Below are 11,824 nucleotides of genomic sequence, written 5' to 3'. Positions count from 1 at the left end.
GGAGGAGGGACCAGGGAGGAGGGAGGAAGGGACGAAGGACCAAGGGGCCAGGGAAGAGAGAGGGAGGAAGAGCGCATAGAAGGAGGGATGACCGCGAGGGCGAGGAAGGCAGGAGCGAAAGAAGCGGGAGGGAGGAACGACGCCGAGGAGGCGGACAAGGGCAGCAGCATCGGCGGAGGAGAAGCCGGAGAGAAGCCGGAGAGAAGCCGGACGACCGAGCCGGCGCAGGAAAGAACGCCGTCAAGCGGTGCGCTCGAGCAACTCGCCCATGCGCAGCTGATAGGCCTCACCCACATCGCCCGCGTTGGGGCGATCCCTGCCGTCCAGGTCGCAGATCGTCCAGGCCAAGCGAAGGATCCGGTCAAAGCCGCGAGCGGACAGCGTCCCCCGGTCCAAGGCCTGATGCAGGATCCTCGTGTCCCGAACCGGCAGCCGCCAGGGTGGTCTTCGCAGATGCGGGCCGGGCACCTCGGCATTGACCCGCCACCCGCCGGCCGACCAGCGGGCTGCCGCAGCCGAGCGGGCGCGAGCCACCCGGGCCGCGACCGCGGCGGACGGCTCGGCGGGCTCGGAGGCGCCCATCAACTGCACCGCCGTCAACGGCAGCACGGTGATCTTGATGTCGACCCGGTCGAGCAGTGGCCCGGACAGCCGGCCCAGGTAGCGGCGCCGGACCGCGGGGCTGCACCCGCACGCGTGGTCACCGGCAGGGGAGGCGCACGGGCAGGGATTGGCCGCGACCACCAGCTGGGCACGTGCCGGATATTCGGTGGTGCCCCGGGCCCGCGACAGCACCACCCGCCCGCTCTCCAGCGGCTGGCGCAGCGCCTGCAGGGTCGCCCGCGCCATCTCCGGCACCTCGTCCAGGAAGAGCACACCGCGGTGGGCCAGCGACAGCGCACCCGGCCGGCCCAGGCCGGTGCCGCCGCCCACCAGGGCGGCGAGGCTGGCGCTGTGGTGCGGCGCCTGGAACGGCGGCCGGCGGACCAGCCGGCCGTCGGGCGGGAGCAGCCCGGCGATCGACTGCAGCGCCGTGACCTCCAGGGCGGCTTCGTCGTCGAGTTCGGGCAGGATCGACGGGAGGCGCTCGGCCAGCATCGTCTTGCCGGCTCCGGGCGGGCCGAACAGGGCCAGGTGATGCCCGCCGGCCGCGGCGATCTCCAGTGCGTATCGCGCGATCAGCTGGCCGGCCACGTCGGCCAGGTCGGGCCCTGCGGGCGGTGGCGCCGGGGGCGCCGGGGGTGGATCCAGGAGTGGGCCGGTGCCGCGGACGTATTCGACGAGACGCTGCAGCGAGTCGACGGCGCGCACGGTCACGCCGGGCACCACGGTCGCTTCCCGGGCGTTGTCGAGTGGCACGACGACTCGGGTGATGCCGGCCCGGGCCGCCGCGGCGACCATCGGCAGGACTCCGCGGACCGGGCGGACCGCGCCGTCGAGCCCCAGCTCGCCGAGGAGCACCACCCCGTCCAGCGGCGCGGACGGCAGCTCGCCGGCGCCCGCGAGCAGCGCGGCCGCGATGGCGAGGTCGAAGCCGCTGCCGTGCTTGGGCAGGGCGGCGGGCAGCAGGTTCACCGTGATCCGCCGGTTCGGCCACTCCCGGCCGGAGTTGACCACTGCGGCGCGGACCCGGTCGCGGGCCTCGTTGAGGGCGGTGTCGGGCAGGCCGGTGAGCACCACCGCCGGCAGCCCGGTGGAGAGGTCGGCCTCCACCTCGACCAGGTGACCGGCGACGCCGACCAGGCCGACGCAGAGCACGCGGGCGTAGCTCATCAGAACGCCGACCGGATGTGCACGAGCCGGGTCGCGCCCCGGGCCTGGGGGAGCACCTCCACCACGTCGAAACGGACCTGCCGCGGTCGTACCCCCGATTGGGCCAGCCAGCGTGCGGCCAGCAGCCGCAGCTTGCGGATCTTGCGAAGGTCGACCGCGGCGGCCGGCGAACCGAAGGTCGCCGTGCGCCGCGTCTTGACCTCGCAGAAGACCAGGTCGTCGCCGTCGCGCAGGATCAGGTCCACCTCGCCGTCGCTGCACCGCCAGTTGCGGTCCAGCAGCACCAGGCCGCTCGCCTGCAGGTGCTGGGCGGCCAGCCGTTCGCCGTACGCACCGACCGCCCGTCGCTGAGTCGTCATGAGGCGGCACCGTGCCACGATTCCGGTGACCCTGCGCAGCGCCCTGTGGACAGCCCGTCGCTGTGGATTGCCGTTTCTTCCTCGATCGGTGTGATAAGAGCTCAGGCGGTGTATCGCGCCCCGCAGGTCACCTACCGTGCGATTCCGTGGAGCATCGATACGCCGACGATTCCGAGCCCCGTGGGTACACCGGCCGCCGTTACGCCACAGACCCGGACAGCTCCGAGTATCGGGTGCCGGAACAGCGTGACCCCGCGCCGCCCGAGCCGGAGGTGCGCATCCCGGTGCGCGGCCCGGAGTACCCGACGGTCCGGCCACCAGCCGTGGAGACCGAGAGCAAAGGCGTGTACCGCACCCGCCGCTCGCTCTCCTCGATCATCCTGGCCGCTGCCGTGGCGCTCCTGCTCGTGCCGGTCCTGCGCCTGCTCGCGACAGTGACCTTCGCCGCAGACGCGACGCCCCGCGGCATCGTCCCCGCCGTTCTGCTCACCCTCGGCCTGGCGCTGACCGGTTTCGGCCTCTTCGCCGCCTCCGGCGGGACGATCAGCCGGGATTCGTGGCTGCGGGCGCCGGTGGCGTACCTCCCGGCCGGTCTTGTCCTGCTGCTGGCGGCCGGCCTGGCCGTGGCCTGAGCTCTGCGCTGCCCGCCGGCCGGACCGCCAGGGTGGTTGGCGTATGCTTGTCGACGGCGACCGCCCAGGCGGTCGACCTCGCGCGCCCTCTGACCGGTGCACTGCTGGTTCATCCAGTTTCCGGTCGGCGGCGGCCTTCCCTGGTCCCGATCTCTTCGGGTCCGACTGTGGCCGCCGACCGGGCGCCAGGACGCTCACCGCCGGTGAGCGTGACAACCAGGGAAGACCAGGGAGTAACCCACCATGGCCGTCGTGACCATGCGCCAGCTGCTGGAAAGCGGTGTCCACTTCGGGCACCAGACCCGGCGCTGGAACCCCAAGATGAAGCGCTTCATCTTCACCGAGCGCAACGGCATCTACATCATCGACCTGCGCCAGACCCTCGACTACATCGAGAAGGCGTACAGCTTCGTGCGGGACACCGTCGCCGAGGGTGGCCACATCCTCTTCGTCGGCACCAAGAAGCAGGCGCAGGAGGCCATCGCCGAGCAGGCGACCCGGGTCGGCCAGCCGTACGTGAACCACCGCTGGCTCGGCGGCATGCTGACCAACTTCCAGACGGTGTACAAGCGTCTGCAGCGGATGAAGGAGCTCGAGGCTCTGGGTGACCTGAGCGGCACCGCCGCCGGTTACACCAAGAAGGAGACCCTGCAGCTCTCCCGCGAGAAGGAGAAGCTCACCAAGACCCTCGGTGGTCTGCGTGACATGACCAAGGTCCCGTCGGCGATCTGGGTCGTGGACACCAAGAAGGAGCACATCGCGGTCGACGAGGCCCGGAAGCTCAACATCCCGGTCATCGCGGTGCTGGACACCAACTGCGACCCGGACGAGGTCGACTTCCCGATCCCGGGCAACGACGACGCGATCCGTTCCGCCGAGCTGCTGACCAAGGTCGTCGCCAGCGCCGTCGCCGAGGGCCTGATCGCCCGTTCCGGCCGTGGCCGCGGCAACGCCGACGAGAAGCCCGAGGCCGGCACCGTCGCCGCCGGTGAGCCGCTGCCCGAGTGGGAGCGGGACCTCTACGAGGGTGCCGAGAAGAAGGCCGAGGAGCCCGCCGCCGCGGCTGCTGCTCCCGCGGCCGCTGCTCCCGCCGCCGTCCCCGCCGAGTAAGTCAACCGACGTGATTCCGGCCGCCGCGATCACAAGCGGCGGCCGATTCCCGACTGACATCGAGAGAAGAGTCATGGCTAACTTCACCGCCGCGGACGTCAAGAAGCTCCGCGACCTCACCGGTGCCGGCATGATGGACTGCAAGAAGGCGCTCGACGAGGCTGACGGCGACTTCGACAAGGCCGTCGAGTTCCTGCGTATCAAGGGCGCCAAGGACGTCGGCAAGCGCGCCGGCCGCACCGCCGCCAACGGCATCGTGGCCCACTCCGGCAACGCGCTGCTCGAGCTCAACTGCGAGACCGACTTCGTCGCCAAGACCCCCGACTTCGTCGCGCTGGGCCAGCAGCTGGTCGAGCTGGGCGAGAAGAACAAGGTCGCCGACGCCGCCGCGCTGCTCGCCGCCACCCTGGAGGACGGCAAGACCGTCGCCGACACCGTCCAGGACTACGCCGCGAAGATCGGCGAGAAGATCGTGGTGAACCGCTTCGCGATCGTCGAGGGCACCGTCGCGGTCTACCTGCACCGCAAGGCGCAGGACCTGCCGCCGCAGGTCGGCGTGCTGGTGTCGTACACCGGCAAGACCGACGAGGCCGGTGACGCGGACGCCCGTGGCGTCGGCATGCAGATCGCCGCGATGCGTCCCAAGTTCCTCACCCGCGACGAGGTTCCGGCCGACGTGGTCGAGACCGAGCGCCGCGTCGCCGAGCAGACCGCTCGCGAGGAGGGCAAGCCGGAGCAGGCGCTGCCCAAGATCATCGAGGGCCGGGTGAACTCCTTCTTCAAGGACTTCGTCCTGCTCGAGCAGGCTTCGGTCGTCGACAACAAGAAGACGGTCAAGCAGATCCTCGACGAGGCCGGCATCCAGGTGACCCGGTTCGTCCGGTACGAGGTCGGCCAGGAGTAAGGCACTCCGCACTCATTGGCACGGGAGGTCGGGTACGCGATTGAGCGTCCGGCCTCCCGGTCGCATAAGGTCTGCTGTTGAAAGGGAAGGGAAGGCGGGTCTCATGACGATGGTGACCGAGCAGTCCGCCACGGTTGACGATCAGAACCCGCCGACCTCGCGGCCGCGGCGGGTCGTTCTCAAACTCTCCGGCGAGGTTTTCGGCGGCGGCGCGGTCGGTGTCGACCCTGACGTCGTCCAGGCGCTGGCACGCCAGATCGCGACCGTGAACCGGCGCGGCATCCAGGTCGCCGTGGTGGTCGGCGGCGGCAACTTCTTCCGCGGCGCCGAGCTGCAGAAGCGCGGCATGGACCGCAACCGGGCCGACTACATGGGCATGCTGGGCACGGTGATGAACTGCCTGGCGCTCCAGGACTTCCTGGAGAAGGAGGGCATCGAGACCCGCGTCCAGACCGCCATCACCATGGCGCAGGTCGCGGAGCCCTACATCCCGCTGCGGGCGATCCGGCACCTGGAGAAGGGCCGCGTCGTGATCTTCGGTGCCGGCGCCGGCATGCCGTACTTCTCCACCGACACCGTGACCGCCCAGCGCGCGCTGGAGATCCACGCCGACATGGTGCTGATGAGCAAGAACGGCGTCGACGGGGTCTACACCGCCGACCCGCGCGTCGACCCGGAGGCGCGCAAGCTGGAGAACATCACCTTCCAGGAGATCCTCCAGCGTGGGCTGCGGGTGGCCGACCAGGCCGCGTTCAGCCTCTGCGAGGAGAACAAGCTGCCGATGCTGGTCTTCGGTGCGGACGGTGACGACACCATCGTGCGCGCTTGCGCCGGCGAGAAGATCGGCACCCTCATCACCGCCTGAGCGGCCGGACGTCCCCACATCCCGCACCACCGAAGACAGCAAGGAGGCGAGAAGAGCCGGTGATCGAGGAAGCCCTCTTCGAGGCCGAAGAGAAGATGGACAGCGCGGTCGAGCACGCCAAGGAGGAGTTCGCCGCCATCCGTACCGGCCGGGCCACTCCGGCGATGTTCTCGAAGATTCTGGTCGACTACTACGGCGCGCCCACGCCGGTGACGCAGATGGCCTCGGTCGGCATCCCGGAGCCGCGCATGGTGCTCGTCAAGCCGTACGACGCGTCACAGCTCGGCCCGATCGAGCGGGCGATCCGTGACTCCGACCTGGGTGTCAACCCCAACAACGAGGGCACCCAGCTGCGCATCCACCTCCCCCAGATGACGGAGGAGCGGCGGCGCGAAATGATTAAGGTGGCACGCCACAAGGCCGAGGAAAGCCGCGTTGCCATTCGTAATGTCCGCCGTAAGGCCAAAGACCAGCTGGACAAGCTGGTCAAGGACGGCGAGGCGGGCGAGGATGAGGGCCGTCGTGCGGAGAAGGAGCTCGACGACCTGACTCACCGCTACGTGGCGGTCGTCGACGAGCTCCTCAAACACAAGGAAGCTGAGTTGCTCGAAGTCTGATGTCCTACCTCGATCCGCGTGCCGGGCAGGCCTCCGGCGACGACACGAGCGTGCCGGCGCCGTACGTCTACGACTCCACCGGCGTCGAACCGGCGGCCTCGGCGTACCCCAGCCAGGCCTGGCACGCGGACGAGCCCGCGCCGAAGGGCGCGAAGGGCAGGCGCCGCGCCGGCCGGGAGAGCAAGGCCCCGGGCAACGGCCGGGCCGGCCGTAACCTGCCGGCCGCGATCGGGGTGGGGCTGAGCCTCGGCCTGATGGTCCTGGCCTCGCTGTTGATCGAGCCGAGGGCGCTGCTGGTGGTCCTGGTCGCGGCCTCCGGGGTCGGGGTCAGGGAGATGACCCGCGCGCTGTCGGTCACCGGGAGCCGCCCGCCGCTCGTCCCGCTGGTCGCGGGCAGCGCGCTGATGGTCGGCCTGGCCTGGCGCTCCGGGCCGGACGCCCTCGCCATCGGCCTGGCCGTGACGGTCGGCGCCGCGATGCTGTGGCGGCTCGCCGACGGGATCGCCGCGGTGCGGCGCGATTTCACCCCGACCGTGCTGACCGCCGTCTACGGGCCGTTCCTGCTCGCCTTCGCCGCGATGCTGGTGCAGACGGAGAACGGCGAGGACTCGAGGGCGGGCGCCTGGCGGGTGATCTGCACGCTGGTCGCCGTTGTGCTTTCCGACACTGGCGGTTACGCGGCCGGCGTGTTCCTCGGCAAACGCCCGATGGCGCCCAAGATCAGCCCGAAGAAGTCCTGGGAGGGCTTCGCCGGTTCGGTGGCGGCCGCCGCGATCGGCAGTGCCGCGCTCCTCTACTTCCTGCTTGACGTGCCGGTTTACTGGGGTCTGCTGTTCGGCGCGGTGATCTCTGTGGTCGCGGTTCTGGGCGACCTGGCCGAGTCGATGCTCAAGCGGGATCTGCGGATCAAGGACATGAGCAACCTGCTGCCGGGCCACGGCGGCCTGATGGACCGGTTGGATTCCATCCTCTTCGCCGTACCCACCGCCTACCTGCTCTTCTCGATCATCACTCCGAGCTAGCAGGCGTGAGAAGCTGGATATGCCATGACGATTCTTCCGGTCATTCCCATCAGCCCCGATCAGCCCGACGCGGTGACCACCCGTCGCCGTCCCAGCATGCCGCCGCGCCACCTGGCCGACCTGGATCTGGCCGCCCGCCGAGCCGCGGTCACCGGTCTCGGTGAGCCGGCCTTCCGCGCCAAGCAACTCTCCACGCACTACTTCGGCCGTCTGGTGCGCGACGCCGCCGAGATGACCGACCTGCCGGCCGCCTCGCGCGACCGGCTCACCGCCGATCTGCTGCCCACGCTGCTGACCCCGATGCGGGAGCAGGCGTGCGACGACGGCGCGACGCGTAAGACGCTGTGGCGATTGCACGACGGAGCGCTCGTGGAGAGCGTCCTGATGGGTTACCCCGATCGGGTGACGGCCTGCGTGTCGAGTCAGGCCGGCTGCGGCATGGCCTGCCCGTTCTGCGCGACCGGCCAGCAGGGCCTGACCCGGAACCTGTCGGTGGCCGAGATCGTGGACCAGGTGGTCTACCTGGCCGGGGTGGCGGCCTCGGGCGCGGTCACCGGGTCGCCGCCGCGACTCTCCCGGGTGGTCTTCATGGGCATGGGCGAGCCGCTGGCCAACTACCCGCGGGTGATCGAGGCCGTCCGCCGCCTGACCTCGCCCGCACCGGAGGGCCTGGGGCTTTCACAACGGCACATCACGGTGTCCACGGTGGGTTTGGTGCCCGCAATGCGCCGGTTGATAGCCGAACAGCTCTCTGTGACTCTTGCGTTGTCACTGCATGCCCCCGATGATGATCTGCGCGATGAGCTTGTGCCCGTCAACCAGCGTTGGAAGGTGGCCGAGGTGCTCGATGCCGCGTTTGATTACGCGGCACAGACCGGCCGTCGGGTTTCCATCGAATACGCCCTGATCAGGGACGTAAACGATCAGCCCTGGCGCGCCGACCTGCTCGGCCGTCTTCTGAGCGGCAAGCTGGCCCATGTGAATCTCATCCCGCTCAACCCGACTCCGGGCAGCAAGTGGGATGCGAGCCCGAAACCGGTCGAGCGTGAGTTCGTCCGCCGGCTACGAGAGGCCGGCGTCTCGACGACTGTGCGGGACACACGGGGGCGGGAGATCGACGGCGCATGCGGCCAACTGGCCGCGGGAGAGCTGACGCACGCGAGCGCAGGGGGCGCCGTGGCCGACGCGGAGGTGGCACAGTGACTGGGCGCAGGTCCCAGCGAGCGGAGTGGGAGACGTTGTGACGAGTCAGGGACAGCGTTTCCGGCGGCGTGCGCTGCGGCGCGGCTACAAGGTCGACGAGGTCGACGCTTTCCTGGACCGGGTCGAAGCGACCCTGGCCGGGGAGCAGGTCGGCCCGCCGGTCGGCGCGCAGGAGGTGCATGACGTCGTCTTCCGGGTGCGCTTCGGTGGATACGACGAGTGGCAGGTCGACCTTCACCTCGACCGGGTCGAGCGGCAGCTCGCCGAGTTTGAGGAGCGGGGCGGCCGTCCGGCGCCCGATCCGTTGCGTGACTCGATGCGCAGTGGGCTCTCGGCCCAGCAGGCGCCGGCCGGCCCACCGCCGGCGATGGGTCCCCCGCCGGGGATGAACCCGCCGCCCGGGATGAACCAGGGCCAGGGCGGCTTCGGTCCGCCGCCCGGCATGGGCGGCCAGGCACCGAGCCGGATGGCGCCCCCCACCGAGCGCCTCCCCGCTCCGGTGCGCGACGACCGCATGATGCCGCCGCAGATGCCCCAGATGCCGCAGCGTCAGCAGCAGTTGCCCCCGCCGGACCCGTACGCGGGCCGTTACGACGAGCCCACCGGTTACGGCCAGCAGCCGCCCCCGCAGCAGCCGCCGCAGCGTCCGGGCCCGCCGCCCGGCTACGGTCAGGGCGGTGGCGGTTACGACCAGGGTGGCTATGACGAGCCCACCGGTTACGACGGCTTCGAGCCGGGCCGGCACGGCCGCACCGACATGACCGCCGAGATCCGGATGCCGGACCGCGATCCCCGCGGTGGCTACGGCGCGCCCCCGATGCCGAACGCGATGCCGGGTTCGCCGATGCCGGGCGCCCCGATGAGCGGCCCGCCCGGAGGCTACGGTCCGCCGCAGCCGCAGCTGGGCCCGCCGATGGGTGAGCCGGGCGGCGAGCTGTACCGGGTGGACCAGCTGCGGCGCACGTTCCAGCCGCGGCGGTTCGGCAGCGGTTACGACCCGATGCAGGTGGACCGTCTCTTCGAGGGCATCCTGCAGGCGATGACCGGCCGCGGCCCGATGCCGGTGAACGAGAACGACCTAGACATGCTCCAGTTCGGCCTGGTGCCGAACGGCTATTTCGAGGCCGAGGTCGACGCGGCGCTGCGCGAGGTGAAGGACATCCTGCTGCGCCGGCGCTGAGAAACAGCGAAGGGGGCCCGCCGAGCGGGCCCCCTTCGTCATGAAAACCTACTGGTCGTTCGGACGCAGCCCGGCGCGGCGCAGCACGACGTCGCCGATCACCGCACCGACCAGGAGCAGGGCGATGACGACGAGCCAGACCTTCTCCGTGTTGCCCTGCTGGTTGCCCCAGAAGAAGAGCAGCAGGATCGCGGCCGAGATGATCGCACCACGCTGCGCCCGCTTACGGTTGCCGGGTTTGAGCTGGTCCGGCGCGTAGACCTCGTCGTGGTGTTCTTCCGCAGCCACGGTGGCGTCCTCCTCGTCGATGTAGTACCGGGATCAGTGTGTCACGGGGTCGGCGGGCGGCACCCGGCAACCCGGTTGTACTTTCAAGAGCGGTCAGAATCCGAAAATGAGGAGCGATCTAGTGCGGATCACCGGCACCGGCCACGCGAGCATGCGGATCGACACCGCCGCCGGCAGCATTCTGTGCGATCCGTGGGTGAACCCGGCGTACTTCGCCTCGTGGTTCCCCTTCCCGGACAACTCGCAGCTCGACTGGGAGACCCTGGGCGACGTCGACTACCTGTACGTCTCGCACCTGCACCGGGACCACTTCGACGCGGAGCACCTGAAGCGGTTCATCAGCAAGAAGGCGACCGTTCTGCTGCCCGAGTACCCGACCAGCCAGCTCGAGGACGAGCTGCGGGAGCTGGGCTTCACCAGCTTCCTGCGGACGAAGTCCGACGAGGTGCACGAGCTGGACGGCGGCCTCAAGGTCATGATCCAGGCGCTGATCAGCCCGACCGACGGCCCGATCGGCGACTCGTCGCTCTGGGTGGAGTACGACGGCATCCGCGTCCTGAACCAGAACGACGCCCGCCCGGCCGACCTGACCCGTTTCAACGAGCTGGGTCACGTCCACGCGCACATGCTGCAGTTCTCCGGCGCGATCTGGTACCCGATGGTCTACGAGCTGCCGGAGAACGCGAAGACCGCGTTCGGCAAGCAGAAGCGGGAGCGCCAGTTCGACCGCACCTGGCGTTACATCGACGACCTGAAGGCCGACCACGTCTTCCCGATCGCCGGCCCGCCGTGCTTCCTCGACGACGAGTTGTGGCAGTTCAACGACATCCACGGCGACGAGGGCAACATCTTCCCCGACCAGTCGGTCTTCCTCACCGAATATGCCAAGGTCGGTGGGAACAACGGAATCGTTCTGCTTCCGGGCAGCGTGACTGAACTGTCCGACGGTGGAGCAACGGCCACGACGACGCACCCCACCGACCTCGACGAGTTCTTCAAGAACAAGAAGCAGCACCTCGAGGAGATGCGCGAGCGCAAGCGCCCGATCATCGAGGCCGAGAAGGCGTCCTGGCGGCACCCCGAGATCGACGTGCTCGGCGAGCTGAAGAAGCGGATCGAGCCGCTGCTCGAGGAGTCGATCTACCTGGCCAAGGGCGTCGGCGGCCCGGTCCGCTTCGACCTGGTCTCCTACGACGGCGACGAGATCGAGTCGATCGTGGTGGACTTCCCCGGCAAGCAGGTCCGTCCCTACGCCGACGAGAAGGTCCGCTACCGGTTCCGCACCCAGCGCGAGCTGATCGAGCACCTCATCTTCATCGACGAGGGTGACTGGGTGAACTCGCTCTTCCTCTCCTGCCGCTTCTCCGCGGCCCGGATCGGGCAGTACAACGAGTTCGTCTACGCCTTCTTCAAGTGCCTCTCCGAGGAGCGCCTGCAGTATGCGGAGGGCTGGTACGACGAGCACGAGAAGGCGGTCGACGCCGAGGACATCCAGTTCGGCGACTGGACGGTGCAGCGCCGCTGCCCGCACCTGAAGGCCGACCTGTCCCGCTTCGGCATCGTCGAGGGCAACGTGCTCACCTGCCAGCTGCATGGCTGGAAGTTCGACCTGCCCAGCGGCCGCTGCCTCACCGGCGTCGGCCACAAGATCCGGGCAAGCAAGACCGAGAGCTGAAAACCCATTTTTCGTACGAGCTACGGAAAGTCCCGTGGCTACCTGCGGCCTGGCAGTCATGCCGGGCCGCAGGGCCCGTTCCGGGCTGATGCGGTGGTCCAGACCGTGTTGATGCCGGGCGCGCAGCGCGCCCGGCCACAACAACGGACTATAGGCGGCGATGGGGGAGGATGCCCCGCCCCCCCGGGTGGGCCCC

Annotated in this window: 12 protein-coding genes; 9 read left to right on the top strand and 3 right to left on the bottom strand. The window is 69.7% G+C overall.

What is annotated here, in order from left to right; translation table 11 throughout:
* Positions 1 to 240: 240 nt before the first annotated feature.
* Both AB0F81_RS10080 and AB0F81_RS10075 read right to left on the bottom strand, forming a co-directional pair.
* Positions 241 to 1,773 (bottom strand): YifB family Mg chelatase-like AAA ATPase, encoded by a 1,533-nt coding sequence (locus AB0F81_RS10080; RefSeq protein WP_360193966.1) that lies wholly within the window; start codon positions 1,771 to 1,773, stop codon positions 241 to 243.
* Positions 1,773 to 2,132 (bottom strand): YraN family protein, encoded by a 360-nt coding sequence (locus AB0F81_RS10075; RefSeq protein ID WP_360193963.1) that lies wholly within the window; start codon positions 2,130 to 2,132, stop codon positions 1,773 to 1,775. Before AB0F81_RS10075 ends, AB0F81_RS10080 begins: the two co-directional genes overlap by 1 nt.
* A 146-nt stretch (positions 2,133 to 2,278) precedes the next feature.
* On the opposite strand from AB0F81_RS10075, the gene AB0F81_RS10070 reads away from it, so the two are divergent.
* The 8 genes from AB0F81_RS10070 to AB0F81_RS10035 all read left to right on the top strand — a co-directional run bounded on the left by AB0F81_RS10070 (position 2,279) and on the right by AB0F81_RS10035 (position 9,665).
* Positions 2,279 to 2,764, top strand: a complete 486-nt coding sequence (locus AB0F81_RS10070) for a hypothetical protein (protein ID WP_360193961.1) — start codon at positions 2,279 to 2,281, stop codon at positions 2,762 to 2,764.
* A 243-nt stretch (positions 2,765 to 3,007) separates the two neighbouring features.
* On the top strand, positions 3,008 to 3,874 hold the full coding sequence (gene rpsB / locus AB0F81_RS10065; protein ID WP_360193958.1) for a 30S ribosomal protein S2: 867 nt from the start codon (positions 3,008 to 3,010) through the stop codon (positions 3,872 to 3,874).
* A gap of 73 nt (positions 3,875 to 3,947) precedes the next feature.
* A complete protein-coding gene (tsf, locus tag AB0F81_RS10060) occupies positions 3,948 to 4,778 on the top strand; it encodes a translation elongation factor Ts (protein WP_360193956.1) in 831 nt (276 codons plus the stop codon).
* 103 nt (positions 4,779 to 4,881) lie between these two features.
* Entirely contained in the window at positions 4,882 to 5,643 is a 762-nt protein-coding gene (gene pyrH / locus AB0F81_RS10055) for a UMP kinase (RefSeq protein ID WP_360193954.1), read from the top strand.
* Between the two features lie 59 nt (positions 5,644 to 5,702).
* Positions 5,703 to 6,260: a ribosome recycling factor gene (gene frr / locus AB0F81_RS10050; RefSeq protein ID WP_360193951.1), complete on the top strand. Its 558-nt coding sequence runs from the start codon at positions 5,703 to 5,705 to the stop codon at positions 6,258 to 6,260.
* Positions 6,260 to 7,282, top strand: coding sequence for a phosphatidate cytidylyltransferase (locus tag AB0F81_RS10045; RefSeq protein ID WP_360193948.1), 1,023 nt, complete (start codon positions 6,260 to 6,262; stop codon positions 7,280 to 7,282). Before frr ends, AB0F81_RS10045 begins: the two co-directional genes overlap by 1 nt.
* Before the next feature lie 24 nt (positions 7,283 to 7,306).
* Positions 7,307 to 8,485, top strand: a complete 1,179-nt coding sequence (rlmN, locus tag AB0F81_RS10040) for a 23S rRNA (adenine(2503)-C(2))-methyltransferase RlmN (RefSeq protein ID WP_360193945.1) — start codon at positions 7,307 to 7,309, stop codon at positions 8,483 to 8,485.
* Positions 8,486 to 8,522: 37 nt separating this feature from the next.
* Positions 8,523 to 9,665, top strand: a complete 1,143-nt coding sequence (locus tag AB0F81_RS10035; protein ID WP_360193943.1) for a DivIVA domain-containing protein — start codon at positions 8,523 to 8,525, stop codon at positions 9,663 to 9,665.
* A 48-nt stretch (positions 9,666 to 9,713) separates the two neighbouring features.
* Here the strand turns inward: AB0F81_RS10035 and AB0F81_RS10030 are convergent, their stop codons facing one another.
* The gene (locus tag AB0F81_RS10030; RefSeq protein ID WP_360193940.1) at positions 9,714 to 9,953 is read right to left on the bottom strand and encodes a DUF2631 domain-containing protein; all 240 of its coding nucleotides are present in this window, start codon (positions 9,951 to 9,953) and stop codon (positions 9,714 to 9,716) included.
* A 121-nt stretch (positions 9,954 to 10,074) separates the two neighbouring features.
* On the opposite strand from AB0F81_RS10030, the gene AB0F81_RS10025 reads away from it, so the two are divergent.
* On the top strand, positions 10,075 to 11,628 hold the full coding sequence (locus AB0F81_RS10025; protein WP_360194132.1) for a Rieske 2Fe-2S domain-containing protein: 1,554 nt from the start codon (positions 10,075 to 10,077) through the stop codon (positions 11,626 to 11,628).
* Positions 11,629 to 11,824: the final 196 nt, after the last annotated feature.

The sequence above is a fragment of the Actinoplanes sp. NPDC024001 genome (assembly GCF_040638955.1).
In the GTDB taxonomy this organism is placed as follows: Bacteria; Actinomycetota; Actinomycetes; order Mycobacteriales; family Micromonosporaceae; genus Actinoplanes.
The sequence above is the reverse complement of the archived record's forward strand: the minus strand, read 5'-3'. Positions and strand labels throughout refer to the sequence as shown.

Bases quoted from the DNA above. Each gene is read 5' to 3' on its own strand.
- AB0F81_RS10080 (WP_360193966.1), bottom strand. From the start codon at position 1,773: ATGAGCTACGCCCGCGTGCTCTGCGTCGGCCTGGTCGGCGTCGCCGGT.
- AB0F81_RS10075 (WP_360193963.1), bottom strand. From the start codon at position 2,132: ATGACGACTCAGCGACGGGCGGTCGGTGCGTACGGCGAACGGCTGGCC.
- rpsB (WP_360193958.1), top strand. From the start codon at position 3,008: ATGGCCGTCGTGACCATGCGCCAGCTGCTGGAAAGCGGTGTCCACTTC.
- tsf (WP_360193956.1), top strand. From the start codon at position 3,948: ATGGCTAACTTCACCGCCGCGGACGTCAAGAAGCTCCGCGACCTCACC.
- pyrH (WP_360193954.1), top strand. From the start codon at position 4,882: ATGACGATGGTGACCGAGCAGTCCGCCACGGTTGACGATCAGAACCCG.
- AB0F81_RS10045 (WP_360193948.1), top strand. From the start codon at position 6,260: ATGTCCTACCTCGATCCGCGTGCCGGGCAGGCCTCCGGCGACGACACG.
- rlmN (WP_360193945.1), top strand. From the start codon at position 7,307: ATGACGATTCTTCCGGTCATTCCCATCAGCCCCGATCAGCCCGACGCG.